This window comes from uncultured Victivallis sp. (assembly GCF_944391105.1).
In the GTDB taxonomy this organism is placed as follows: domain Bacteria; phylum Verrucomicrobiota; class Lentisphaeria; order Victivallales; family Victivallaceae; genus Victivallis.
In genome coordinates this window covers 44,170-69,435 of sequence record NZ_CALXSK010000017.1, presented here as the reverse complement: position 1 = coordinate 69,435, position 25,266 = coordinate 44,170, and the positions used below count along the sequence as shown (strand labels likewise).

Below are 25,266 nucleotides of genomic sequence, written 5' to 3'. Positions count from 1 at the left end.
TTATTATACACAATTTTACCGAGATTCAAAAGAAAAAGGGCTGTCGCATACCTTGTGAGGTTTTGCAACAGCCCCTGCGCGCCACGCCGGGAGATCAGTCGAAGATGATCAGCGGGGCATGATCCGTTATCCTCATGGAACCGCCGAATTGCGGCGCCGTAAGCATGGATGATTCCCGCACACTGCCGTCGTTGTCGTTGACCTGGACGCCGATGGGGAACGGCTTGCCGCGCATTTCCGGCGTCACGCCGAGAACATCCAGCGGAAGAGCGATGACATAAGTCATGGTTGAATTCTCCGGATTCCAGGATGTTTCCACCTGCATTTTTTCAATCATGGCCAACTTGAGCTGCCGCGAAGGAGCTTCCCAGACCCACTTTCCGGAAGTGCCGTCACCGTTGCGGGAGGCTCCGATTTCCCACATGTCAGCCTGGCCCGGAAGCCAGAGATTGAGCTGGACGCTGTCGCCTTTCCACAGGTCCGCATCGCGGAAATTCTGGGTAAAAACGTCGTCCTTGACCACATACTTGATCCGGAAGAACTTCTCGTCCAGCGCAAGATGGATTTCAGCGCTCAAATCCTGAGGTCCCTGCCAGATCAGATGAGCATTGCCCGGGACATTCAAAAAGCGCGGCAGCACCTGTTCGCTCTTGTTCAGCACGAAATCCGGCACCGACTGGAAATCCGGTTTTATTTTCCTGACCGAATAGAGCTCCATGTGGAATTCCCCGATCATCTCACCGAGCTTGATGGAACAGGGAATCTTCCGCATGAGCGCGCTTCCGCTGGGGTCCGGAGTCAATTTCAACTGAAAATCCAGCGTTGCGGCCTGTCCGGGGGCAAGCCGCAACTCCTGCTGCTGCGGCTGGACCGTTCCGTTCTCCGGAGCCTTCAAACGGATGACGCCGGAGAGTTCCGTCCGAAGCGGATTGTGGAATTTCACGGTCAGATTCACGTCCTCCTGATCGTTGCGGACATAAATGCGTTTCGGAAATTCGATGAAATCGGAAACATAGCCGGGTTCCTCCTTCTGCCCGGAGATCCGGACTGTCTGCGGCGCATGTCCGGCGGGGATCAGGCAGAGACCGCTGGAGGTGCTGATTTCCGTTTCATTGCCGAAAATGTCGATGATTGAGACTTTTCCGGTGATATTGCTCAGCACCAGAAGATTGAAATGGCTGCCGTTCACGTTCCAGCTGGGAACCAGATAATCGCCGTTGGCCGCCCGGAACAGATAAACCTGAAACTCATTGGCATCGTTCAGCGTGCGCAGGAATTCCGCATTGCGGTAGAGACCGGCCAGCATGTTGTAGGTCAAATACACCTGTTTCGGATAAAAATCTTTCGTGACCAATCCGAAGTTGTGTTCCCCGTCGTTGGGCAGATACCCCTTGTTGCGGATGTTGTACCAGGTGTAACCGACGCCGCCGTTCGCCCAGCAGTACAGCAGCTTTTTGAACAACGTTTCCGCCTGGGCCCGCTCGCCGATGGCTGCCGACGAAATCGCGGTTTCATTGGACCACCACGGCGTGTCGGCAACTCCGACCTCCTGCCGGATACGGTTCAAGCCGGAGATCTGGGTTCTGTACATCTGCTGCGGGCCGTGACCGTGAAATGCAATGATATCATAAAATCCTCTGCTCCCCCGCAGGGCCTCCCGGAGATAATCGGGATGGACCGCGTGCCTCGGTTCGTTCACGTTCAACAGGGCAAAACCGCCGGTCATCACCTTGACCGAGGGATCGGCATGTTTTACGGTCTCATAAAAGAATTTTTGCAGACGGCAGTAATCCTCCACGGAAAAGTTGGCGAAATACGCCAGATCCGGCTCATTCCACGGTTCAACAAACCGGACTCTGCCGCGGAAATGCTCCAGAAGGAGAGTAATCATCTTCCCCCATTTGTCGAGTTTCGGAAATCTGGCGTAATCCATCCGCCGCGGATCGCCGCCGAAGTCACGGGAAAGCGGTTTTTCCAAATCCAGCGCCCACTCCGGCAGCCATCCGCCGCACTGAAACTGCGGTTCCAATCCCTGGGCGCCAAACGCATCGAGCAATTGATCTGCGACGGTCCAGTCGCAAGAGCCATTCTCCTTGATGTCCCAGTTGGTCCCTGTGCGGAAAACTTTCGCGCCGCACATGCCGGCGGCAAGAGCGCTCAAGTCTCTGGCACCCACCGTGCCGATATCCGCGTGGGAGTGTACGGCGAAGTGGAATCCGGTCGAAACTCCCGGTGTCGGGCCGGCGGGGAGCATTCTGGCGTAGCTCATGGTACGGGTCACGGGAGGCGCGATTCCGTCATCCAGCTCCAGCGTGCAGTAAAATATTCCGAATCCGGAAGGTTCGGGAAGCGGGATCCGCACCGATGCTCCGGCGTCCAGCTTCTCCGGCACGGGAATGACTTCAACGTTTTTTCCGTCCGCGTCTTTTATGGTGCATTTTCCATGCAGATTCAGTGTGCGGTTATTGTAGTTGCGCAGCAGGAGTTCCGGTCGATCGTCCCTGTCGGCCCGGAGGATATGAATCGGGTTGCCGGTGACGATTTCAGCAATGCACGGCGCGGAGAGGATTTCGCCGGTGACCTCCCCCAGAACGATCATTCCCGCAGGCTGTTTGATGCCGAAATTGATCTGACGCAGCAGCAGCGGGGCGTCCAACCGCTTGTCGCCGCCCCAGCACTTCGGATATATCTTGCCGGTATGCAGTTCAAAGGTGATTGTCTGCCATCCTGATACGGGCTGGATACGCTGCTGCAGTTCGAACTGTTCGCCCAGACGGTCCTCCAGCACAAGGTAAAGGGAATCGTGAAATGCCGCCGGATCCGGGAGATAAAGATTCATACGAATTTTGCAGGAATAAAAATCCAGCGGAACGTAATCGCGGATCATATGCAGCCGGATCAATCCGTTCGACAGGTCATGCCACGCGACTTTCAGTCCGGGACGGCCGTTGCTGACGGTTTCGCTGATTGAAACGTTGTCCGTAGCTTTGCCGGTATGGGTCGCCTTGATCCGTCCGGCCTTGAGAGTGGGCGAAAAGGCTTGAAATTCTCTGCTGTTATCCTGACCTGTCGCGGCATTGCCGGCCATCAACGTGAACAGGCATGCCCCGATCAGGCCGCGCCGTACTCCTTGGAAAAAATTTTTCATGGGGAAATATTCCTTTTGTTGAAACTGCAATCTTCTTGCGACGATTCCGATACCGGCGTACCGCAAAACTGATATAATTATACCTCGGCTCCATAAAAAAACCAAGACAAGAAACAACGATAATACGAAATTTTTTGCAACATTTTCGCAGAGTCGCCATGGATGCTCCCCTCCAGGCAGAGATCCGAAGATTCGTTGTCTTTCAGGGCCGTTCTTCAGGTAAAATGATCGTGTTTTATCGAAAAAGCAGAACAAAAAACAACAAAATCCGCCCCCTGACAGTCTCCCCCAAAAGGCTTCTCCTCCGGATAAATGAGCATCAGAAAAGGCCCCTGTAAACAAAAAATCTCCAGCCTCCGGGAAACGACGAAGACCTCTGCCGGCCCAACCGGAAAAAGAGACCTTGAAATACCGGATTTTACTGCTGACACGCCTGCGGCGAAGCACCGCGCGATCCCGGCTCAACCAGGGAATATTTCTGGTTCCGGGAATGAACAGAATGAGGGTCCGTCAATGCGATCATATTCATTTTCAACAACTTGCCGAGACATTTCCGAAAATTCCCGTTCGCAGGAGAGAGCTTGAGATACTCCGCCAGCTCCCGGCGTGACATCGGCCTCTCCAGCAATGCGGCAAGAATCCGCCTCTGAACGAACGTGCTTCCGGCCTGGATCACAGATGCTCTTTCTGATGCCGAAATGGACTGTATGCTCTCTCGTTCAATGAATTTTGCCGAGACGAAAACGGTTCTTGGAGGAGATTGCCGGGAGAGCATTTCGTAGAGCATCGAAACGGCTTTCTCGGCAATCTCATGGTAATCGATGGCAATTGTCGTTCGAGGCGGCGTCAGGACTGCTGAAATCAGTGGATATTCCCAAGTCACCAGCGAAAGGGTTTCCGGGATTCTGATATGGTTCCGATGCAAAATCGCTTCCAGACGGATGCCCGATATTTCCGTCGGCATAACGACTCCCGTAATGTTCTTCTCCAGGATTCTGAAGATGGTCTCCTCCAGAACATTTTCAGCGTCAAAAAAGATCAAATCCGTCAGATCATCGAAGCCGTGAGCCCGCATGGCGGCTTCATAATTGTACAATCTGCGACATCCCTTCTGCCTTTCCGCCATCTCAGATTCCAGACTCAAATACGCAATTTTCCGATGGCCGTGCCGCACAAGGCACTCTATCGCATCGTACATGGCAGCCTGGGTATCCATAACCACCTGCCCGGTATCCGCATCCGAGATGAACTGGTTGATGTTCACCAGCGGAATATTGTAGGCCTCCTTCCACTTCAATGAAAAATCCAGAATCGAGGTGGAGTAGTTGACCGCCCCATGAAAAATGCGTTCATTGAGCAACTCAATATCCTTGGCGGCAACAAGTTCCACATGGCCTCCCCGACGGGCGATCTCATCATAGATAAAATAGAACAAGCTGTAATAGCCGGTCACGTCCTGCGGAAAAAAATCTCCGATCACGGCAATCGTCTGATTCTGAGTGTGCGGCAGACTGAAACCCATTTTGCGGGCGGTCTCCAGAATCATCTTCCGGGTATCGGATGCAACGGAGGAAGAGTTGTTGAGCGCCCGGGATACCGTCGAACCGGAAACCCCGAGCATCCGGGCAATTTTGCGCGCAGTGACCTTCTTCAAAATCCCACCCTTGTTTGCAAAAGTTTTCATAATATAATCATCTTTTTTCTTGTTTTCAAATTTTGTTTGAGGTATAATTGGGAATGGAAACGTGAGAGGTGCAATGAACGCGATTCGAAATATTAAGGGCAGACCGGTATCTCCATTTAATCCGGAGGAACGCGGCATTTGCACACAATGGCAATACCTCCGCCGAAAAATTTCCTCCTGCGCTCTCCCGTCGAACATGCGACGGAACCGGCAATCAGGAGAGACGAGCGGCCTCCCTCGAAAAAAACAACGACCCCAATCAGCCGAGCTTCATCGACCAGGAAATGTTCCAGGAAGAAGGGAAACAGACCAGCAAAGCCAGTCCGATCAAGATCGATGCGCAGGAGGAGGGCAAACATGAGATAAACTGTTAGAAAGCAAATACAGAGATTTGGAATCTCTTTTTAGGCGAAAGACCAACAACTACCGGCAATGAACAGAGGAGACAAACAATGAAAAAAAATCTTTAAAACGCATGAGAGTCAGGATTTTACACTTATAGAGCTTCTTGTTGTGATTGCGATCATCACAATCCTCGCCGCAATGCTGCTGCCGGCCTTGAACAGCGCCAGGGAAAACGCCAGAGGCATCTCATGCGTGAACCAGCTGAAGCAAATCACGCTGGCAGCCAATCAGTATGAGACCGACAACGACGGCATGATTCTGAGCATTCACAACGCAATCAGCATGAGGATGTCATATGCCCTCACCGGTACTCGTTTCACCAAATACTCGGACCCCGCCCCGACAACTCTGGAGGTGGGAAGCGCTTATCTCCCGCACAAGGTGTTCTTCTGTCCGAGCGCAAACCCTGCCATCGCGGATGCAACAATGACTTATGCTTATCCGTGGAAAAATTACAGCGGAGACGAACGCGTGGCAATGCTTGGAGAAAACTTCATGATGTCGTCAACAGGAGGAGTTGGAGCCTGGAACGATTCCTATTTCCATGTAAAAATGATGAAGAATCCGTCCAACACTCCGCTGGTTCTGGATGGAACGACCATTACATATGCCCCCAAAGGGCAAAATTATTACAACTTCGAACCGTCGGGGAAATCATCATACGGCGCAAATTGCCTGCACAACGGCAAGGCCGGAATCGGGTTTGTTGCCGGAAACGCACAGCTGTCAAATTTATCCGCACTGAAAAAATCCAATACGATTCAATATGCTTTTATCGACCACGCTTCTGTTTCGACCGCGGTATATTAAATTCATGTAAAAAACCAGAGACCCGGAAGCGGGGGGAATCCCTCTTCCGGGTCAGCGTTTTATCTCACAACCGGCCGTCTTCAGCGGTAGATGTACGGCGGTTTGAATTCCGATTCCGAAATCGGCACATCGAGCTGGTAGTCGACGACATGGACGCGTGTCGTGTCGCCCCCCTTCACCGTCTGGATCTCCACGGGAATCCGCACGCCTTCATGCATGCCGTAGCGGACGATCTTCGACATGGAGTCCCCGATCCGGTAAACCTTGATGAGAAAGTCATCCTTGTCGATGTAGATGTTCAGCGCAGGAGCACTCTCGTCGGCATCGTTCACGCGGCAGCTGAGCCGGTAGTAGTCCTCCTCCTCCATGACGCATCCGGAAATCGAAATATGATCGAACACCTTCGAAAGACTGCTGCCGGGATTTGCAATGAGAATCAGAGTCTTGACCAGCTTCATCCGCTCTTCGCTGAGTTCACTTTCCCGCTCATCCACATAGTTGTACAGCCATCCCCGTTCTCCGTCGATGAAAACGCCGCTCTGCGGGCGGTTGTCAACCCGGGTCACCATCTTGAGCTTGTCGGGCGCGAGGAACCAGACATCCGTGATACTCTCTCCGACATTCTCCTCAAGCCAGTTCTCCGTCACCGAGGTCTGGCGCTGAAAATAACTCTTCGCCTTCGCGTACCGCCCGCTCGGGTCGAGCGCTTTCTGCATGTTCGTCTCGATCGTCTCAAGCGAAATGTCGACCGGATAAAGCTCCTCTTCCGGCAAAGAACTGCAACCGGCAAAGCCGACCGCGCAAAGTACCGCAAAAACCGAACAACCGAATCGTCTCAACCAACCTGACTGAATCCGTCTCATTGAAATCCTCTCATTGACTGTTGTCACATCCACTCAGCATGGAACGTCTCGCCGCGCGGGCGGTCCACCCGCTCAAACCGATGCGCTCCGAAAAAGTCCCGCTGTGCCTGAATCAGGTTGCCCGACGACCGCTGCGCCCGGCAGCTGTCGTAATAGGCGAGCGCTCCCGCCACCGCCGGCATCGGCACGCCCGCCAGCGCTCCCGCCGCAGTGCAGCGCCGGAATCCCGGCAGATTCGCAGCAAGCTCATCACGGAAAAATTCGTCGAAAAGCAGGTTCTCCAGCGCCGGATTCCTCCGGTAAGCCGCGTTGATGTCGTTCAGGAAACGCGCGCGGATGATGCAGCCGCCACGCCACAGCAGCGCGATTCCGCCGTAGTTCAGCGGCCAGCGAAACTCCTTTTCCGCCGCCTTCAACAGGGCGAACCCCTGCGCGTAGACGCAGATCTTCGCGGCGTAGAGCGCTCTTTCAAGATCCGCCACCGCCGACTCCACATCGACCGGCGCGGCGACCGTTCCCGCCGGAAGCAGCTCCCCGCCGCGACGCCGGAACTCCACATCGGCATTCAGAAATCGCTGAAACACCGCATCGGCGATCGCCGCGGCCGGGGTTCCGGTTTCGAGCGCCGCCACCCCGGTCCAGCGCCCGGTGCCCTTCTGTCCGGGCGCATCGAGGATGCGGTCGAGCAGCAGACCCGTTCCCTCCGGATCGGCCTTCCGGAAAATTTTCGCCGTGATCTCCATCAGATACCCGGCGAGCGCCCCCGCGTTCCACCGTTCGAAGATGCGGCCCATCGCCTCGTTGTCGAGCTTCAGCCCGTCGCGCAGAAACGCGTAAGCCTCCGCGATGAGCTCCATGTCGGCATATTCGATGCCGTTGTGAACCATCTTCACGTAGTGCCCGGCCCCCTCCGGCCCGATCCAGTCGCAGCAGGGAACTCCGTCGACGTGTGCGGCGATGGTCTGAAGACACGGGGCGACTTCCGGCCAGGCGCTCTCATCTCCGCCGGGCATGATCGAGGGGCCGTTCAGCGCCCCCTCCTCCCCGCCGGAGATGCCGACTCCGAGAAACCGGATCCCCTTCTCCGCAAGCTCACGGCAGCGCCGGACCGTATCCGGGTAATGGCTGTTGCCGCCATCCATGACGATGTCGCCCGGTTCGAGATACGGCAGAAATCCGGCGATGCACGCGTCGACCGCCGCGCCCGCCTGCACCATCAGAATGATCTTGCGCGGCCGCGCAAGCGCGCCGACAAACTCCTCCGGCGTCCGGAAAGCGCCGAAACCGGCTTCCGGGGCGCGCGCAAGCAGCGCTTCGGTTTTCTCCCACCCACGGTTCCAGACCGCGACGCGGAATCCGTGATTCGCCAGATTTCGCGCGAGGTTGCCGCCCATGACGGCCAACCCGGCGACTCCGAATTCGTAAAGATCTTTCATTGCGTCTCCTCTTCCTGATGATTTGTTGTAATATGCACCATCCCGTCCGAAATTTCCAACCCGATTCACGGTTTCCCCGTCATTTTTTTCCCGGAAAACTTGACAAGCGTGCATTCGCGGGAATATTGTACTATATACATGTGCGCATGTGCGCATGTGCGCATGAGGAATTCACGGAATTCAGACGTTTTCAGGAGATCACCGATATCATGTCAAAACTGTTGATCGTCGAGTCGCCGACCAAGGCGCGCACCATCGGCAAAATGCTCGGCAAAGATTATACCATCATCGCCTCGATGGGGCACATCCGCGATTTGCCCGAACGCGAACTCGGCGTGGACATCGCGCACAACTTCGCCCCGCAATACGTCGATACCGCCCGGAGCAAATCCGTGGTCAAGGAGTTGCGCGCCGCGGCCAGAAAGGCCGACGAAATCTATCTCGCACCCGACCCCGACCGCGAGGGAGAGGCGATCGCCTGGCATCTGGCCGAGGTGCTCGAAAAAAGCACGAAAAGCCCGTTCTATCGCGTCTCATTCCACGAAATCACCCGCAGCGCCATCGAAAAAGCGCTCAGTGAAAAGGGAAAGATCAATTTGAACCTCGTCGACGCGCAGCAGGCGCGCCGCGTACTCGACCGCATCGTCGGTTATCAGGTCAGCCCGCTGCTCTGGTCGCGCATCGAAAAGGGATCGAGCGCGGGGCGCGTACAGTCCGTCGCGCTGCGGCTCGTTGTTGAACGTGAACGCGCGATCAACGCATTCCAGCCAGAGGAGTACTGGATCTTCTCGCTCGTTTTCCGGACGGAGGACGGACGCGAATTCACGGCCAGACTCTTCAAGATCGACGGGAAGGATTTCCGGGTCGCCACGGGTCCCGAAGCCGAGGCGCTGATTGCCGCAGTGAAAGGCGGCGCCGCTCCTGCCGTCGGGCAGCTCACCACGGCCGAGCGCAGACGCAACGCCCCGCCGCCGTTCACCACGAGCACCTTGCAGCAGACCGCGAACACCGTGCTCCACTACAGTGCGACCAATACCATGCGTTATGCGCAACAGCTCTATGAGGGCATCGACATCGGAGAAGGCGGGTCGGTCGGTCTGATCACCTACATGCGTACCGACTCGGTCACGATCGCCCGCGAAGCGCAGGAGGCGGCACGGAACTTCATCCGCGAGAGTTACGGCGAAAAATATCTGCCGGAAAAACCCAACTTCTTCCGCAACAAGAGTTCCGCGCAGGAGGCGCACGAAGCGATCCGGCCGACCGACGTGCGCCGCACGCCGGAAGCGATGGCGCCGTTCCTCGATCCGCAGCAGCTGAAGCTCTACACGCTGATCTGGCGGCGGTTCGTCGCGAGCCAGATGGCTCCCGCGCTGCAGAACCTGACCACGGTCGACGTCGAAATCGGAGGAAAGGATTCGCACAGCTATCTCTTCCGCGCAACGGCGACGGTGCCGGTGTTCGCGGGTTTCGGCAAGGTCTACGAGGAGTCGAAGAAGAGCCGGGACGAGAGCCGCGAAGCCGAGGTCCTCGGCAGCCTCAAAGTCGGAGACCCCCTCTCGATCCGCGATCTCAACACCGAGCAGAAGTTCACCGAGCCGCCGCCGCGCTACAGCGAGGCAGCGCTCATCAAGGAGCTTGAGGAGAACGGCATCGGCCGCCCCTCGACTTACGCGACGATTCTGCGCACGATTCAGGACCGCTCCTATGTGACCCGCGAACAGGGCAAGCTCGTGCCGACCCAGCTCGGGTTCAACGTGAACGACTTCCTCGTCGAACGGCTGCCCGAACTCTTCGACGTCGGCTTCACAGCGAAGATGGAGCAGGAACTCGACGAAATCGAAGAGGGCAAAGTCCGCTGGACCGATATGATGACCGAATTCTACGCGAAGTTCGCCCCGTGGCTCGAGGAGGCGAAACACTGCGACGCGCCGCCCGCCGAGGAGACAGGAGCGCTGCTGAAACTCTTTGACGGGGTCGAATTCGATGCGCCGGAGAAAGTCGGGCGCCGCACCTACGACGACGGAAAATTCTACCGCTCTCTGCGCGAGCAGTTTGAGAAGGACGGGAAAGTCACGGCCAGACAGTTTCAGGCGCTGCTTTCGCTCGCGGCGAAATACCGCTCCCGGATCGGCGAAAAAACCGCGCTTCTGCCGGAACAGCTTCAGTCCGCACTCAACGCGGCGGCCGCGGAACATGCCGAACGCGAGGAGAAACGAGGGCAGTCGCAGGCCGCGGCCGCGGCGATCGACTACGCGGGACTCTTCGCCGCTTTCGACAACGTCACCTTCGAACCGCCGACGAAAAAAGGGCGTTTCACTTACGACGACAAGAAGTTCCTGCTCTCGTTGAAACGGCAGGCGCTCGACGGCAAGGCGCTTTCGGAAAAACAGAATGCCGCACTGCGCCGCATGGCCGCGAAATACCGGGGAGAACTCACGAATCCCGAACTTGTCGAGGCGATTCTCGGAACAACCGCGCCCGCCGTCCCCGGTGAGACCGCCGGAAACAGTGACGCTCCCGCCACCGCACCGGCCGCTCAGGATCCGCGGGTTGCCCCGTTGCTCGAACAGCTCTCACATGTGACGGAGTGGGCCGAACCGGTCAAGCGCGGCCGGTTCACATACGATGACCGCGAGTTTTATGAATCGATCGCAAAACAGGCGGCAGCCGGCCGGATTCTGAGCGTCCGGCAGGTTGCGGCTCTGGTGAAAATGGCTGGCAAATATGAACCCAAACACGAGGAGGCCGGAAAATGAGTGACGACAAATCCAAAGAGGGGAAAGTTCCCGAAACGCCGGACAAGCCGGTGGAAAGCGCGACTGCCGAGCCCGCCGCCCCCGCGGCTCCGGCTCCGGCGAAGAAAAAGCGGCGCTGGATGCGGATTCTCGGCTGGACAGCGGCGGTGATCGTCGTACTGCTGGTCATTGCGATCATCGCGCGTGACGCGATCATCAAGGCGGCGGTGGTGAACATCGGCTCGGCCGTGACCGGAACGAAAGTGGAAATGGATTCATTCTCAAGTTCGTTCGGCGGGACGGTGGAACTCTCCGGCTTCCGGGTTGCGAATCCGGAGGGATATCAGCAACCTTACGCGTTTCAGGTCGGGCGGGTCCGGGTCGCAGTGGACATCGGTTCACTCTTTTCGGACAAGATCGAGGTGAAGGAGGTTCTGATCGAAGGAACACGGGCCAACTATGAGCTGAAACTGGACGGCAGCAGCAACCTGACCGACATTCAGAAAAACATCGAAGCCTTCTCCGGCGAGAGTGACACCCCCGACGATGGGACAAAGGAGACGCCGGAAAGTGCACCGGAGGAATCCGAAGCCGCGAAGAAGAAGGTCGTCATCCGTCTCGTGCGGATCGAGGGGACGGAACTCTCGGTCTCTTCGAAGCTCCTGAACACGGACGTACCGCTGCCGGTTCCGCCGATCACACTGGAGAATCTCGGGGAAGGCAAGAGCTTCGGTGAAACCCTCAACGAGTTTACGGCAAAAGTGCTCATGTCCCTCTCGACCGCGCTCTCTGAATCGGGAATCCAGGGCGTCGGCGACGCCCTCAAGGATGCGGGGAAAAACCTCGGTGAAACCCTCAAAGGAAGCGGCGACTCCCTCAAGGAAGCCGGCGACTCCCTCAAGGAAGCGGGGAAGAACCTCGAAAAGGGATTGCGCAATCTCTTCAAAAAAGAGTGAAAACGACCTCGCCATGAAACGCCGCCGGAACAGGAAAACCCGGCGGCGTTTTTTTCATCTTTGCCCGTCAGATGCCGAGCGGACTCTTCTCCTCCGGGAGAAACTCCCGGAAATTCGCATACAGCTCGTCAAGTTTGTTCAGATAGTATGCGACGTTTTCATCGCGCGCGTCGGCGGGGGCGTCGGAGAGCAGCTTCGCATTGTCGACAACGGAAACTTTCTTCTTTTCCCCGGTCAAATAATAGGTCACCTGATCTCCGGCCCGGTAATCTCGTCCGGAACGGATCGCAAGTTCGTAGGCGGCACTGCGGCGGCCGGTTCCGGCGGCGAGTTTGCGCTTGTAGGTTTCGGGCGAATCGTTCAGATTCTCGCTCTTGGCGAGATCGGCGAGCGGCAGTTCGCGCCGCTCGATCCGGCCGCGCATCTCCTCGAACATCGCCGGCACCGCCGCGAAATCCCGCCTCAGAAGCAGCTCGATCAGCTGCGAGATGAACCGGCGCTGAAACGGCTCAAGTCCGCGCGACTTCAGAGCCGCCCCCGTGATGCTCACAGCTCCGTCGCGCCCGAGCAGCGCATAATTCTTGCTCTTGTAGGAGAACATCGCCGTGTAAGTGGCGTCGAGTTCGACTTCGATTCCGGGCGGCAGCGCGGACTGGATCCGCTTCTGGAACGCGATGGGATCGGTCACATCCCGGGGCGGCTGGAAGTAGATGCCGTCGGTATCCATCTCGATCACGTTTGCGCCCGCGCCGGTCAGGAAGTCGAGCATCATCGTCAGGATCTCGCGGCCGCGCGCCGTGACCCGTTCAGCGAGATCGAAGTCGTTGAAACTCCCCTGCGAGAACCCGAGATAGCCGTAAAAGGAGTTGATGAGGATCTTGAACGTCCCCTGCAGAGCCTGAAGTTCGTTGCGCTCCGCCGGATCGGTTGCCGCGCGCATCGCATCCTTCGCTTCGAGCCGGAAACTCCGCAGTGCGCCGAGCAGTCGCGGGAACACCCGCAGCACATCGCGCGACGGCGCCCAGCCGGACGCGAGCAGAATCGACGGATACAGCGACCGCACGTCACAGTGCCAGACATTCTCGAAGATGCCGCACTCGTCCGCCCGGGTCAGCGCACCGGAGAACCGGCGCGGCACTTCCGGCAGCGGGAACGAGTGGTTCGCCTTCAAGTACTCCGAAACGAAGAGCGCATCGAGGCTCGTTCCGCTGCCGCGAACGATCACATCCTGGTACTTCATCGGCAGAATCGACGCCTGATAGAAGTAGCTCGGACTCAACAGCGCCGCCAGGCTCCGCGTCTCCCGCACGTCGTCGAGCGCATACGCGAGCAACCGTTCCCGGTCGTGCACCCACGCGTCGGAAATCTCCGGACCGTCGACGTAGGTGCGCTCCGCAGAAGCGAAGTGGAAGTGCCTGGCCAGATACTTCAAATTGTACGATTCAAGGTTCCGGTTTGAAACATCGTACATCATCGCCAGATGCAGCGTGTCGACCACGTGCCGCCCGAAAATGTCGTAACGGGTATAGTTGACGATCCGTTCCGCGACGGAGAAACGGCTCGACCGCGTCTTCGGCAGAGCGCCGCCCCGCCCGAGCGCGAGTTTGACTTTGTGCCGTTTCGCGCGGGTTTCGAGGTAAGGCAGGTCGAAGCGGCAGATATTGTGTCCTTCGATCACGTCGGGATCGCGTTCGGCAACGGTACGTACGAACGCTTCGATCAGTTGTTTTTCACTCATCTTCTCCTGCGAGAGAACAAGTTCCCAGCCGGTCGAGTCGGACAACGAAATGATCACGATCTCGTCGGCCTCGCGTTCCGGATTCGGGAAGTCGAATCCGGGAGTCGTCCGAACTTCGAGGTCGAACTGAAACCGCCGCAGCTCCCGGAACTCCATTCCGGCGAAGAGCCTCGTCTCCTCCTGCTGCAGAATCTGCTGCGGCAGGTCGCGGAACACATAAGACGCTCCGCCCCGCTTCTTCAGATGCTTGAGCGCAAGTTCATACTCCTTGAGCGTCGGGAACTTCGCGAGAAAGCGGAAGGTCATATCCCCTTCGAGCGGCGTGACCGCGGCGACACCGGAGAAATCCTCAAGCTGCTCCGGCGCGGAGAGCAGCACCATCGGCGTAAACGGAATCTCCTCTTCGCGGAATCCCGCGCCATCGTGATAAAAGAACACCGCCCCGTCTCCGCGCGGCTCGACCGCGACGACACCGGAACGACGGGAATTCACGAGTTTTTCCAGCAACATGTTTTCTCCTCCTCATTGCTCTGTCACGGCGGGGAATGTAACACCACGTGCGGCAGATTGCAACCCGCGATGCGGCAAATCCGCCCGGAAATCATCGGCCAGGCAGGGATGTCAGCCGGACACCCCCCGCCTCAAGCAGTGCAATCAATTCGACTGGCTTCAGATCGGGGAACGATTTTCCGCTCCGGTGAGCGAGCGCGGCCGCGCAGCCGGCCGCCTGTCCGAGCTGCATCATCGTTCTCGACAACCGGCAGCCGGAGGCGGCGAGACTGGAGAAACCCGCAATCCGGCCCGCCACAAGCAGATTCTCCGGCCCCAGCGGCAGCAGTGAACGGTAAGGGATCCCGTAGACGCCGGTCAGACGGACGACCCGTTCCCCGCCATGCAGATCCATCGGATGATCGCTCCAGGCGACAATGTCGGGGTGCTCCGCCGCAGCGACGCCGCGCAACATGTCGTTTTCGTTGAGCATGTATCGGCAGCCGATCCGGAAACTCTCCCGGATGCCGGGGCGGGGAAAAAGCCGCAGGAACCGGAAACGCCGGAACTCCGGATAAGCAAGTTGCAGATAATGCCAGTACGAACGCACCCGTCTTGCGCACTCCGTCGCCGCCTCCGCGGGGTTCATGCGGCTGAATTCCAATCCATCCATCGTCGGGAGCATGTTGCAGTTCAAATCTCCATTCGGATATCTGGTTGCGACCATCACCGGGAAACCCGACTGCCACCAGCAGTTTTCCGGAATCTCCGGCGGCAGCGGTTCGACCGCCTCCTCCGCAGCGGGGGTGACCCGGAAGATCCAGCTCATGGCGTTCATCTGCGGCGTCGGCTCATCGGGAGCATCCGGCTCATTCCAGGCGGTCCGCGCCTCCCGGCCGACAAGGACCGGGCATCCGGCCTGCCGGGCAATCTCGCCGGAACAATCGATCCACATCCGGGCCTCGATCCGTTCCGCATTCCGGAGTTCAACGGCACGGACGCGGCTGGAATCGCAGTCGACGGCGACAGCCGGAGAACCGCAGATCACGCGGCATCCGGCCTTCCGCAGCAGCTGCGACATGCAACTGTGCCACGCCTCCGGTTCGAACACGATTCCGCGCCGGATCTTCAGCTGCCCGGCATAGTCTGCGAGCGTGGAACCGGAACACAAGGTATCCTCATAACAGGCGGCGGGGTCGATCGTCTGCTCCGCGCCGGGAAACGGCGGCTCATTCCATTCAGGCAGCAGAAAGTGGCGGTTGCAGCGATAGATGGCGGCCGCTCCGGGAATCCGGGCGAGCTCTCCGTAAAGTTCCCGGGGAATCCCCGTGGCACCCGCGACCGGTTCCCAGCAGTTGACACCGGCATTCGTCGAAGTGCCGCCCAGGAGAGTTTCGCGTTCGATCAGCACGGTGTCGACTCCGAGCCGTGCCGCGGCCAGCGCCGCCGCACAACCGGCCGACCCCCCGCCGATCACGGCAAGAACAGTTGAAATTCCCATTTGCAGAGGTCCTCCCATTGCAAAGTACTATATCGCCGTATTCCGAAAAAACAAGCGGGGAAATCCTGTTTTCTTTCTTGACCAATCCGCAACTCCACCATTGACAAAAAGGGAAAATATGATATATTTTACGTGATGTTCCATGTGAACATTGGTTCATTTACAATCAGTATATTTCAGCAAGTATCTCGAAAATCGGCCAAATTTGAACAGTATTTGCTTCTATCCCAGGTGAAATGTACCCGGAGAGATTGTGTCTCTGCAATCTGCCGGACGCTTTCATACATGATAGAAGCAGGTTCTTGGCCGAACCTTCGAGATAGTGTACGGGAGCGTTCGGCTTTTTTTTCCCCTTTTTCTTGCAGTTCTCATCGCCTTTCAGATGTGTCAGGCTGTCAGGTTATGCCTTTCAAATCTTCTTCGCTCCTGAATCGACAAACATTTCCCCGGCTGGGGAATCCACCATTGAAATCAAGGAGCTTGGAAAATGTGGAATTCATAGCGAATCAAGTTGGATTGATTTTCGTTTCAAAAAACCGTTGCGGCACATTTGGGCCAAATCCAAACGGACAATGCGATGATAGAACAATTGACAGGGCGTAAACAGTGAAAACCATGCTATTGAAAACGATCCGGAGGATCATCGATGTCAAAAACACCAGCAGGAACAACAAGTCGCGCATGGCAAGTTGCCACCGGCGCGACGCTTATTATGTTCGGGAGGTGGCAGGAAATCTGAAAAAGGTCGATGCACAAAAATTGAGGCTTATCGAAGATTTCTGGAAACCGTACAAGTTCTGTTACAAAAACAATCCGAAGACCCAAATCGCGTTTTACAGCCAATCCGGGGTATTTGATCCATCATTGGTCGGATTCGGGCTGCATCGATATATGCTTGTCCAATATTGGAACAATGAAATATTTTCTGTTTTCCGCAACAAAAATTACACTCGACTGCTGTTTCCCTTCGTCAAGCATCCGGAAAATCTGGCGTCATGCAGTTATGGAATCTATTATGACAGGGATTTCAATCACCTTACGTTTGAACAGACGGTACGGTATATTCTCACTCTGCTGCAGCAGGAACATGAACTGATTATAAAACCTGCACTGGACAGTGGTTCCGGTTCCAATATCGCATTCCTGACAGATCTTGACAAATCCGATGTCATCTCAGATCAAGTGAAAAAGCTCTCTCCTCATTTTGTCTGTCAAAAAATTTTGAAAAACCATGAAAGTTACAGGATCGGAATCAATGCGGTTAACACGTTGCGGGTGGTCACTCTGGCGGTCGAAGGACAAATCAAGCTGGCCGGAACCGTATGGCGCATGTCTACAGGAAAAAGAGTGGACAACTGGGGTGCCGGAGGAATTCTCTGTCCAGTTTCTCCGGAAGGGATCTGCGGAGATTTTGCAACATCTGGAAAGGGAGAAGTTTATCATCGGCATCCGAACGGATTTGAATTCAAGGGACACAAACTGTACAAAGCCAGAGAAGTTATTGAGACGGCCATCGAATGCCATAAAAGGCTCCCTCAACAGAAAAACATCGCCTGGGATTTTGTGGTCGATGAAAAAGGGGAGATCGTACTTCTAGAAATGAATTCTCCCGGAGGGAGCGAAGGCATCCAGTCCTGCGGATTCAATGCGTATCTGAATCAGAATTTTGCAAAGAATGTCTTTGATAATTACATCTATCTGAACAAAGCCACTTTTTCCTGGAACTATCGTGAATTCTCAGACCATGTCATTCTTTTAAAATATTTCGGATTTGCCAGAAAACTTGTCATTCCGAGCATATTCAAGGGAAAACCGGTAAAACTGGTTGCGGCATCCGCCTTTCATGACACCAACGTCCGGGAAGTCATGCTGCCGCAGCAAGTGAGTCTGGCGGTCTCACTCATTCAAAATAAATCCATCAAAATCACGACGATTCGCAATAAAAAATAACCATCCTGTGTGACTCCGGCCGGGACAACGTGTTTTTTGCGGTCCACCGGCAGGGAAACATGTTGCGTCCCATATCCGACTGCGGGAATCGCCGGATTCCCGCATCATTCCACAGCAATACGGTTGACAAAACGCCGTTCCGGCGGTATATTTCATCATCGGTTATGCGGGGCGGCCCGTCGGACGGGTGCGCCTCTCCACACAACAGCAGTCAGGATTATGAAAGAGAAACGGAAAAAGAGCAAGATCAGCGAGGATCCCGGACCCCGATGGCGTGAGGCCGTGCCGGGCGCTCTTCCTTCCGGGACTCTCCACTGATCTTTCCGGAAACGCCCAGCCCCCTTTCACGGGAGTGTGCGCGCGGCTTCACGCCTGTCGACGGTTCGACGGAAAACCGGCGCCGGATTTCCACTCCGGCAGTGTCGAAACCTTTTAAAAACAGGATGGAATTGCCATGTTCAGATGCTATGATCTGGTCGACGGCCGCGTGCAGAGCTGCCCGGAGGGACAGCTTGGAATCATTCAGGTTTACAGCGCCCCGACCGAGGAGGAAAAGCGCTATCTCGTCGACCAGTGCGGAATCGACGAACATACCCTGCTCTCAGCCCTCGACGAGGACGAGATTTCCCGTGTCGAATACGAACACAATCACATCGCGGTCATTCTGAAACGGCCGCGCAACTTTCAGGTGGACCGGACGATGGCGTTCAAGGTGTCGTCGATCGGCGCGTTCCTCTTCAAGGACCGCATCATCGTGCTCCAGGCCGAGCCGATGCCGCTCTTCGAGCACGGACGCATGCCGCTGCGCGGAAACACGATCCAGGGGGTGCTGCTGCGACTGCTGCACCATTCGACCCATCACTTTCTGCAGCATCTGCGGATCATCCGAAACATCTCCGACGAGATCGAGAACAAGATCGAATTCGCCGTCACGAACAAGTCGCTCGTGAACATGTTCTCGCTGCTCAAGAGCCTGACCTACTACGAAAGCGCCACAAGCGCGAACCAGCTGCTGCTGATCAAACTGCGCAACGACGCGAACAAGATCGGATTCAACGAGGAGGAGCTCGATTTCCTCGACGACATCACCGTCGAAAACAAGCAGTGCGACAATCTCGCCGGAATCTACGCGGGCATTCTGACCGGCATGTCCGATGCGCGCGTGTCGGTCGTGAGCAACAATCTTGCCGGAATCATGAAGTACCTGGCGATCATCAACATCGTTTTCATGCCGCTCACGGTCATCACCGGACTCGGCGGCATGTCGGAATTCACGATGATGACCGAGGGGATCTGGTGGCCGCACGCATACAGTGCGCTCGTGCTCGTGATGGTCATCATCGGATACATCACCTATCTGCTGGTCAAGCAGATCGGAATGCGCGACAACGGAAGGAGGCGGTAAGATGAGCTCGAATCTCAAGAAAACCCGTTACCGCGAAACCGTCTCCCGCCGCGGCCGTGAACGGCTGCGCAAAGCGAACCGCCGCTTCGACTTCTGTGCGGGGGCGCTCGCCTTGCTCATCCTTCTTGCGATGGCGATCTGTTTCCGGCAGGAGTATGAACTCGGAGCGAACCAGCCCTCCGGGTTTGCGATGTGGTTTCTGCTGTTTCTGGCGTACCTGCCGCTGGAGCTGGTCGGGCTTGTGAGCTGGCTGTTTCAGGCGCAGGATTCGTCGCTCATGCAGTTTCTCGTCAACCACAATCCGCCGCTGGGGCTGGGGATTTTCGATCTCGGGCTGCTCGCGGTGGTCTGGGCGGTGATTCGTTTCTACTGCAGCCGGCGTTACGGAGCGAGCTGGGTGCGGACCGCGGCCACATTCCTGACGATTCTGGCGGTGTGGGGGGCGTTTCAGCTCAGCTGTGTGGCGGCCGTGCTGATCTGGCGCGGCGGCGGCTTCTCGCCGCTCCACCGCCATCTGCAGCGGGAAGCCGAACCGGAAAAGGTCATCGTCATCAGCCGGGAAGCACCCCTCGACAAACCGGCAAATCCGGAACAGGTGCAGAAAAATCCATAGAGATTCGTTGATTTTCCATTGCGAAAGCGCAATCCGCGGCTATATTGAGTACAAACAGCAACATCGCATGGGGGGCGCGCAATGCAGATCAGGATCATCAGTCCGCTGGAAAAAGTTTTCGATGACACCGTGGAGCTCTCGGCTCCGGAGTACTCTTCCACCGCCACCGCCGGTGGGGAGGTCTGTTCGTTTCAGATTGCGGTGCGCGAGGACGGCGATGAACGCGGCTACCTCCGGATCGCATGCGAAAGCGCCCTGAACATCCGGCTCCGCACGACGGATTCGGTTCCCGTGCATCTCCCTGCGGACAATCCGGATGAGTATTATCTGCGGACGGTGCCGGGCCTCTATCCGGATCTGCTCGGCGAACTGGAGGAGTGCGACACGTTCCGCGTTCTGACGAACCAGTGGCGTGTTCTCTGGGTGACGATTCCGGTTCCGGAGGGATGCCGGCCGGGTTGTTACCCGGTGCGTTTCCGTTTCAGCCGCATGATCGACGGGGAGTGGACTCCCTGCGGGGAGACGGAGTTCAAAGTCGAGGTGAAGCCTGTCGCTCTTCCGGAGCAGGAGCTGATCCGGTATGAGTGGTTCCACTCCGATGCGCTCAGCGCCTTTTACCGGGTCGGGATGTGGAGCGAAGAGCACTGGGAAATCGTCGAACGGTTCGCCCGCAACGCGGTGCGGCACGGGATCAACGCCCTGTACACGCCGCTCTGGACGCCGCCGCTCGATACGGAGGTGAACGGCGAACGTCCGACCTGTCAGCTGCTCGACATCGCATTCGATCCGGAGAAAAACACCTACCGGTTTGATTTCGGAAAACTCGAACGCTTTCTCGACATGGGTCTGCGCCTCGGATTCAAAAAGTTCGGAATGAGCCACCTCTTCACGCAGTGGGGTGCGAAGTTCACGCCGAAGATCATCTGTACGCTGCCGGACGGCCGGGAGGAAAAACGGTTCGGCTGGCACATGAAGGCGGATGATCCTTCCTACGCGGAATTTCTGAAAGCGCTGCTGCCGCAGCTGATCGGGTTTCTGCGGAAAAAGGGGATTGCCGACCGTTGCTTCTTTTCGGTTTCCGACGAACCCTCGGAGGAGCACATGGAAAGCTATTCCCGTGCGGTCGGTCTGGTCAGGCCGCTGCTGGAGGGGATTCCGACCATCGAAGCGCTGTCAAGGATCGAATTTTACGAAGCGGGTCTCGTACCGCATCCGGTTCCGTGCTGCAACCATATGGAACCGTTTTCCGGCCGGGTGAAGAATCTGTGGACCTACTACTGCTGCAGTCAGCAGCAGCTGGTGCCGAACCGTTTCATGGCGATGCCGTCTGCCAGAATCCGCATTATGGGAGTGCTGGCCTACGTCTACGATCTGGCGGGTTTTCTGCACTGGGGATTCAACTTCTACTACACGCAGTATTCGCGCAAGCTGACGGATCCGTTTGCCTGCACCGATGCGGGGGGAGCGTTTCCGGCGGGAGATCCGTTCCTGGTCTATCCCGGACCGAACGGGGAGCCGCTTGATTCGATCCGGAACGAAGTGTTTCACGACGGCTTGCAGGATTTGCGGGCGCTGAAACTGCTGGAGCGGAAAATCGGACGGGAGGCGGTACTTGCATTTCTGAAACAGGGAAGAAGCGAATCGTTCACCATGACGGATTATCCGCGCGCTCCGGAGTACCTGCTTGAGCTGCGTCCGCGCATCTACGCGGAACTGGCAAAGGCGTGATCCGTTTCCGCTCCCGATGTGCGAGAAAAAAAGCATTTTTTTCATTTTCTCACTTGAAAAAAGCGGAATCGCGACGCATATTATATGATGTGATGCGCTCATAGCTCAGTTGGTAGAGCAAGTGACTCTTAATCACTGGGTCCTGGGTTCGAGTCCCCGTGAGCGCACCATTTTTAAGTGCGCTCATAGCTCAGTTGGTAGAGCAAGTGACTCTTAATCACTGGGTCCTGGGTTCGAGTCCCCGTGAGCGCACCATTTTTTTGTCTGCGAACTGCCTCGGGGATTTTTCCCGGGGCGTTTTTTTCTGCGGGAAGAGCATCAGCAGTGCTGCGGGGGGAGAGCGGAAGTTACTTCGGCAGGGCGTCCAGCACTTCCGCGCGGAGTTCCCGGGCGAGTTGATCTTCGGTCAGCGAGAAAAATTCCGCGTGGAAGATTAATTGCTCCCGGTCGCTCCAGTACCGTTCAGCGAATGCGAGGCCGGGGCGGATCAGCGCGGTGAAGCTCACGAGCAGCACGACCCAGCCGACGAACATGTTGCAGTGCCACACCGCCGCCGGGGGGTCATCGATCCTGCTCACGATTCCCCTATCCGGATTCACGCGAGCAGTATGGTCTGATGTGTCTCAGAGCGCACAGAGTCCGCCGAGGAGCGCTACAGCAAGATAGAGCAGAACGGTTCCGGCGATGGAGTCGGTCTTCCAGGTGAAGGCGCTCCCGGCGCTCTTCTTCTCCGAAATTCCGAAAAAATTCACCGACCAGAGTTCGTCGAGCAGCAGATGCGACAGGTATCCGCCCGCAACTGCCAGCGCAAATACAAAACGCGCCTGAAGCGTCGATCCCGCAAACACCAGAAACGCCCCCTCCCCCGCCAGAATCGCCGCCGGAATCGAGTGGAACGCCCCGCGATGTCGGGAGAAGTGACTCAACAGAAAATCCAGACCGAAACAGATGACCAGATAACTCCCGGTGATCCAGCAGAAGTAGATTTCGTTGGTCGCCCCGCGCGGCAGATACCGCCCGACCAGCAGAACCGGGACTCCCACGCCGAGAATTCCGAGCAGCATCCGGCGGGGACGGGAGGTTTTCCCGTCGATATCCGGCAGCGACGCGCCGATCATGCCGAACACACCAAGCACGGCCGACTGCACGGGCGTGCACCACCCCGTCAAAAAAGCGGCCGCCCCGGCACCGGCGCCCCACAATCCACCGCACACGAGATGAACCCGGAATCCCGCCATCAGCCCCGACGTCTCCGGGAAACCATCTTCGCACGACAGACTATCAGCAGCAATGTCAACGCGCCGAAGAACAAAAACAAATAGAACAAAACTCCACAGATCGCCGCGGAACAGCGAACGGCGGCCACCGGGAGCGACACTCCGCGCGGCAGAATCACGGCCAGCACCAGCGCCGCCGCAATCAGCACGCCGGTCAGAACAAGCACACCGCTCTTCGCACCGGCAAGATCGGCTCGGCTGAGCGTAATCTGGGAGCCGATCGCAATCATCGCATAGAGCCAGAGCCAGAAACGCCAGTCAGAAAGGATTTCCGGCTTCACCCAGAGCCCGCAAAGCCCGAGAAACGTCGCCCGGAACTGAAGCCGGAACCCCGCCATCCCCCCATCCGGAAGCTCCGGAAACGGAAGCGCCTCATGCGGCGGCAACAGCAGCAGCGTCAGAAAAAGAATCGCCAGAACCCCGAACACAAGCGGAGCGACCCCGATGAAAAAACAACCGATGTTCTGCCAGAGACTGCGCCGGTCCCACTCGTGGGAAACCCATCCGAGAGTTCCGTTTTTCTGAGGAGAAAACAGTACAAATTCCCTGATGCGGTGCCGGAAGATCAGGCAGAAAAGCGCGTGACTGAACTCGTGCAGCATCACCCCGGGCGCCGTCGCCCATACGCTGAGGCGCGACCCGAAAACTTCCGCGCAGCAGATTCGGAACCGTCCGGTGACGAATTGCAGAATCACCCCCGCAATCAGCGGCGGCAGCACGCCCGCCGCAAGCAGATGAAGTGCCGTCACCCCCGTCCGGACAACCGACGCGAAAAATTCCGGCATTCCCTACCCCCGGAAAATGAAGAACACCGCTCCCGCAATGCAGATCGCCGCATAGAGATAATTCCAGGAGAGCGACTCTTTCATGTAAAACACCGAAAACGGCACGAAAACCGAAAGCGCAATCACTTCCTGCAGAATCTTCAACTGGCCGAGCGTCAGCGTGGTGTGTCCGATCCGGTTCGCGGGGACCTGGAGCATGTACTCGAAAAACGCCACCCCCCAGCTCGCGACCGCCGCGACATACCACGCGCGGTTCGAAAGATTTTTCAAGTGACCGTACCACGCAAACGTCATGAAGACATTCGAAAGAATCAGCAGCCCGATCGTGGACAATACCGCACGCATATTCTACTCCGCAAGCTCCACAGCAATGACCTTCACCTCGCCCGGCGCAAACCGCCCGGGAAACCGGAACGAAACCCAGCCGGCCTCGTCGGCCTTCCGGACAAGCGAAACCTCCGCCCGGCCGACCTCCTCGCGCCGCTCATTCAGCGCGCGCGCCCGGAGCCGGCCATCAAACGCTTCGCCGGCAATGACATACAGCTCGAACCCGGCGGGATGGAACCGCGAAGCGCCCCACAGGAGACCGCGGGAGTCGAGCGCCGTGCTCTTCCAGACCAGCGGCGCCGCACTCATCGAAGAGTCCTCTTCCGACCGGTCCCGGTCAGCCGCATCGGAGCGGTTGAATTTCAGCAACGGCCGGTCCGGCAGCAGCCGGAACTGCGGATCCGGGCGAAGCGGATCGAACGCGGCCCATCGCTGTTCCCGCCGCGCATCCACACCGGCACAGCCGGCGAGGAGCACGGAAAAGAGCAGCGCAACACAAACAGGAAGATATGATTTCATTCTACTTTCTCCGACTCGGACTTGAAAAGATCACAAAGGAACATTATTATAATAGACATGAAAAAGTCTCTCTTTGCAAGGGGACTGCGTTATTTTGTTCTATCTTCTGAGGAATTCATGCGGAATCGCGCCGGAATCATCATGGCCGGAGAGAGCAATCTCGGGCTGCATCGAAAACGCAATGAGGACAATTTCTGCTGCTATGCCCCGCCGGAACGCGATTATGCGCTGGCCATCGTGGCCGACGGAGTCGGCGGACATTCGAACGGCGCAATGGCCAGTCTGATCTGCTGCCGCGATATCGCGGAAAACTTCCGCAAACTTCCGAAAACGGAATCTCTGCGCGAAGACTCCGCCGCGGCCTTTTTGCGGAACACCATCCGGAAAGTCAATCGCAAGATTTTCGACCGGAACTACTTCGAAAAGGTTCGCCGGCCGATGTCCACCACGATTGTCGCAGCGGTGTTCCTCCCTGAGACCGTCCTGCTCGCCAGCGCGGGCGACAGCCGGATGTACGAATTTCATCCGGCGGACGGCCTCGTTCAACTCTCGACCGACCATTCGTTTTCGGCGGAATTCGCCCGGGAACACGGCTTTCTCCCGCCGGGGCTTGCGACGATGAAGAATCTGATCGCCCGGGCAATCGGCCCGCGGGCGGAACTGGAACCGGAGCTGCACGTTCTGCAACGCCGCCCGGAGAGCCGCTACCTGCTCTGTTCAGACGGTGCGTCCGGAACCCTTTCGGGGGAGACCCTCCGGACGATCATGGAGGAAGCGCCCACGCCGCGAAAAGCGGTCGACCGGATTCTGCGGGACGTGCTGCGGGCCGGAGCGCGGGACAACATCACGGCAATCGCAGTCTTTCCGGATGAATCGGCCGAGGAGAATTGACCG

At 57.3% G+C, this 25,266-nt stretch carries 19 protein-coding genes and 2 tRNA genes; 10 read left to right on the top strand and 11 right to left on the bottom strand.

Annotated elements, in window-relative coordinates:
- Window positions 1-94: 94 nt before the first annotated feature.
- Window positions 95-3,148: a hypothetical protein gene (locus Q0K10_RS07325; RefSeq protein ID WP_294505216.1), complete on the bottom strand. Its 3,054-nt coding sequence runs from the start codon at window positions 3,146-3,148 to the stop codon at window positions 95-97.
- Window positions 3,149-3,566: 418 nt separating this feature from the next.
- Entirely contained in the window at window positions 3,567-4,970 is a 1,404-nt protein-coding gene (locus Q0K10_RS07320) for a substrate-binding domain-containing protein (RefSeq protein WP_294505218.1), read from the bottom strand.
- Window positions 4,971-5,294: 324 nt separating this feature from the next.
- Between Q0K10_RS07320 and Q0K10_RS07315 the strand changes: the two genes are divergently transcribed.
- Window positions 5,295-6,047 (top strand): type II secretion system protein, encoded by a 753-nt coding sequence (locus Q0K10_RS07315; protein WP_366942975.1) that lies wholly within the window; start codon window positions 5,295-5,297, stop codon window positions 6,045-6,047.
- A gap of 80 nt (window positions 6,048-6,127) precedes the next feature.
- Here Q0K10_RS07315 and Q0K10_RS07310 read toward each other — a convergent pair whose 3' ends face one another.
- Window positions 6,128-6,910: a hypothetical protein gene (locus Q0K10_RS07310; protein ID WP_294505209.1), complete on the bottom strand. Its 783-nt coding sequence runs from the start codon at window positions 6,908-6,910 to the stop codon at window positions 6,128-6,130.
- A 23-nt stretch (window positions 6,911-6,933) separates the two neighbouring features.
- Complete coding sequence (gene gnd, locus Q0K10_RS07305; RefSeq protein ID WP_294505206.1) at window positions 6,934-8,346, bottom strand: decarboxylating NADP(+)-dependent phosphogluconate dehydrogenase; 1,413 nt, start codon at window positions 8,344-8,346, stop codon at window positions 6,934-6,936.
- A 209-nt stretch (window positions 8,347-8,555) separates the two neighbouring features.
- Between gnd and topA the strand changes: the two genes are divergently transcribed.
- Window positions 8,556-11,105: a type I DNA topoisomerase gene (gene topA / locus Q0K10_RS07300; RefSeq protein ID WP_294505204.1), complete on the top strand. Its 2,550-nt coding sequence runs from the start codon at window positions 8,556-8,558 to the stop codon at window positions 11,103-11,105.
- On the top strand, window positions 11,102-12,040 hold the full coding sequence (locus Q0K10_RS07295) for an AsmA family protein (RefSeq protein WP_294505201.1): 939 nt from the start codon (window positions 11,102-11,104) through the stop codon (window positions 12,038-12,040). The genes topA and Q0K10_RS07295 overlap by 4 nt, the downstream gene beginning before the upstream one ends.
- Before the next feature lie 67 nt (window positions 12,041-12,107).
- Here the strand turns inward: Q0K10_RS07295 and Q0K10_RS07290 are convergent, their stop codons facing one another.
- Window positions 12,108-14,288 carry a DNA polymerase domain-containing protein gene (locus tag Q0K10_RS07290; RefSeq protein WP_294505199.1) on the bottom strand — a complete coding sequence of 727 codons (2,181 nt, stop codon included), beginning with the start codon at window positions 14,286-14,288 and terminating at the stop codon, window positions 12,108-12,110.
- A 91-nt stretch (window positions 14,289-14,379) separates the two neighbouring features.
- Complete coding sequence (locus tag Q0K10_RS07285) at window positions 14,380-15,768, bottom strand: FAD-dependent oxidoreductase (protein WP_294505197.1); 1,389 nt, start codon at window positions 15,766-15,768, stop codon at window positions 14,380-14,382.
- Between the two features lie 681 nt (window positions 15,769-16,449).
- On the opposite strand from Q0K10_RS07285, the gene Q0K10_RS07280 reads away from it, so the two are divergent.
- The 6 genes from Q0K10_RS07280 to Q0K10_RS07255 all read left to right on the top strand — a co-directional run bounded on the left by Q0K10_RS07280 (window position 16,450) and on the right by Q0K10_RS07255 (window position 21,719).
- Window positions 16,450-17,718, top strand: coding sequence for a sugar-transfer associated ATP-grasp domain-containing protein (locus Q0K10_RS07280; RefSeq protein ID WP_294505194.1), 1,269 nt, complete (start codon window positions 16,450-16,452; stop codon window positions 17,716-17,718).
- Window positions 17,719-18,172: 454 nt separating this feature from the next.
- Window positions 18,173-19,123, top strand: a complete 951-nt coding sequence (locus tag Q0K10_RS07275) for a magnesium transporter CorA family protein (protein WP_294505192.1) — start codon at window positions 18,173-18,175, stop codon at window positions 19,121-19,123.
- A 1-nt stretch (window position 19,124) separates the two neighbouring features.
- Window positions 19,125-19,736 (top strand): hypothetical protein, encoded by a 612-nt coding sequence (locus Q0K10_RS07270; RefSeq protein ID WP_294505189.1) that lies wholly within the window; start codon window positions 19,125-19,127, stop codon window positions 19,734-19,736.
- 81 nt (window positions 19,737-19,817) lie between these two features.
- Entirely contained in the window at window positions 19,818-21,464 is a 1,647-nt protein-coding gene (locus tag Q0K10_RS07265; RefSeq protein WP_294505187.1) for a DUF4091 domain-containing protein, read from the top strand.
- Window positions 21,465-21,558: 94 nt separating this feature from the next.
- Window positions 21,559-21,634 (top strand) — tRNA-Lys (locus Q0K10_RS07260).
- A 9-nt stretch (window positions 21,635-21,643) separates the two neighbouring features.
- Window positions 21,644-21,719, top strand: a tRNA-Lys gene (locus tag Q0K10_RS07255).
- 92 nt (window positions 21,720-21,811) lie between these two features.
- Here the strand turns inward: Q0K10_RS07255 and Q0K10_RS07250 are convergent.
- From Q0K10_RS07250 to Q0K10_RS07230, 5 genes are read right to left on the bottom strand one after another with little or no spacing between them, the layout of a single operon-like run.
- Window positions 21,812-22,042: a hypothetical protein gene (locus Q0K10_RS07250; RefSeq protein ID WP_294505185.1), complete on the bottom strand. Its 231-nt coding sequence runs from the start codon at window positions 22,040-22,042 to the stop codon at window positions 21,812-21,814.
- 45 nt (window positions 22,043-22,087) lie between these two features.
- Window positions 22,088-22,702 carry a metal-dependent hydrolase gene (locus tag Q0K10_RS07245; protein WP_294505183.1) on the bottom strand — a complete coding sequence of 205 codons (615 nt, stop codon included), beginning with the start codon at window positions 22,700-22,702 and terminating at the stop codon, window positions 22,088-22,090.
- The gene (locus tag Q0K10_RS07240; RefSeq protein ID WP_294505180.1) at window positions 22,702-23,526 is read right to left on the bottom strand and encodes a hypothetical protein; all 825 of its coding nucleotides are present in this window, start codon (window positions 23,524-23,526) and stop codon (window positions 22,702-22,704) included. Before Q0K10_RS07240 ends, Q0K10_RS07245 begins: the two co-directional genes overlap by 1 nt.
- Before the next feature lie 3 nt (window positions 23,527-23,529).
- Window positions 23,530-23,871, bottom strand: coding sequence for a DMT family protein (locus Q0K10_RS07235; protein ID WP_294505177.1), 342 nt, complete (start codon window positions 23,869-23,871; stop codon window positions 23,530-23,532).
- 3 nt (window positions 23,872-23,874) lie between these two features.
- Window positions 23,875-24,372 (bottom strand): hypothetical protein, encoded by a 498-nt coding sequence (locus Q0K10_RS07230; RefSeq protein ID WP_294505175.1) that lies wholly within the window; start codon window positions 24,370-24,372, stop codon window positions 23,875-23,877.
- Window positions 24,373-24,489: 117 nt separating this feature from the next.
- On the opposite strand from Q0K10_RS07230, the gene Q0K10_RS07225 reads away from it, so the two are divergent.
- Entirely contained in the window at window positions 24,490-25,263 is a 774-nt protein-coding gene (locus Q0K10_RS07225) for a protein phosphatase 2C domain-containing protein (protein ID WP_294505172.1), read from the top strand.
- Window positions 25,264-25,266 lie beyond the last annotated feature (3 nt).

Coding starts and splice junctions, on each gene's coding strand:
- Q0K10_RS07225 (WP_294505172.1), top strand. CDS start 24,490: ATGCGGAATCGCGCCGGAATCATCATGGCCGGAGAGAGCAATCTCGGG.
- Q0K10_RS07245 (WP_294505183.1), bottom strand. CDS start 22,702: ATGGCGGGATTCCGGGTTCATCTCGTGTGCGGTGGATTGTGGGGCGCC.
- Q0K10_RS07235 (WP_294505177.1), bottom strand. CDS start 23,871: ATGCGTGCGGTATTGTCCACGATCGGGCTGCTGATTCTTTCGAATGTC.
- Q0K10_RS07290 (WP_294505199.1), bottom strand. CDS start 14,288: ATGTTGCTGGAAAAACTCGTGAATTCCCGTCGTTCCGGTGTCGTCGCG.
- Q0K10_RS07325 (WP_294505216.1), bottom strand. CDS start 3,148: ATGAAAAATTTTTTCCAAGGAGTACGGCGCGGCCTGATCGGGGCATGC.
- Q0K10_RS07295 (WP_294505201.1), top strand. CDS start 11,102: ATGAGTGACGACAAATCCAAAGAGGGGAAAGTTCCCGAAACGCCGGAC.
- Q0K10_RS07240 (WP_294505180.1), bottom strand. CDS start 23,526: ATGCCGGAATTTTTCGCGTCGGTTGTCCGGACGGGGGTGACGGCACTT.
- Q0K10_RS07280 (WP_294505194.1), top strand. CDS start 16,450: ATGGCAAGTTGCCACCGGCGCGACGCTTATTATGTTCGGGAGGTGGCA.
- Q0K10_RS07285 (WP_294505197.1), bottom strand. CDS start 15,768: ATGGGAATTTCAACTGTTCTTGCCGTGATCGGCGGGGGGTCGGCCGGT.
- Q0K10_RS07275 (WP_294505192.1), top strand. CDS start 18,173: ATGTTCAGATGCTATGATCTGGTCGACGGCCGCGTGCAGAGCTGCCCG.
- Q0K10_RS07320 (WP_294505218.1), bottom strand. CDS start 4,970: ATGCCGCGTTCCTCCGGATTAAATGGAGATACCGGTCTGCCCTTAATA.
- gnd (WP_294505206.1), bottom strand. CDS start 8,346: ATGAAAGATCTTTACGAATTCGGAGTCGCCGGGTTGGCCGTCATGGGC.
- Q0K10_RS07270 (WP_294505189.1), top strand. CDS start 19,125: ATGAGCTCGAATCTCAAGAAAACCCGTTACCGCGAAACCGTCTCCCGC.
- Q0K10_RS07310 (WP_294505209.1), bottom strand. CDS start 6,910: ATGAGACGGATTCAGTCAGGTTGGTTGAGACGATTCGGTTGTTCGGTT.
- Q0K10_RS07265 (WP_294505187.1), top strand. CDS start 19,818: ATGCAGATCAGGATCATCAGTCCGCTGGAAAAAGTTTTCGATGACACC.
- Q0K10_RS07230 (WP_294505175.1), bottom strand. CDS start 24,372: ATGAAATCATATCTTCCTGTTTGTGTTGCGCTGCTCTTTTCCGTGCTC.
- topA (WP_294505204.1), top strand. CDS start 8,556: ATGTCAAAACTGTTGATCGTCGAGTCGCCGACCAAGGCGCGCACCATC.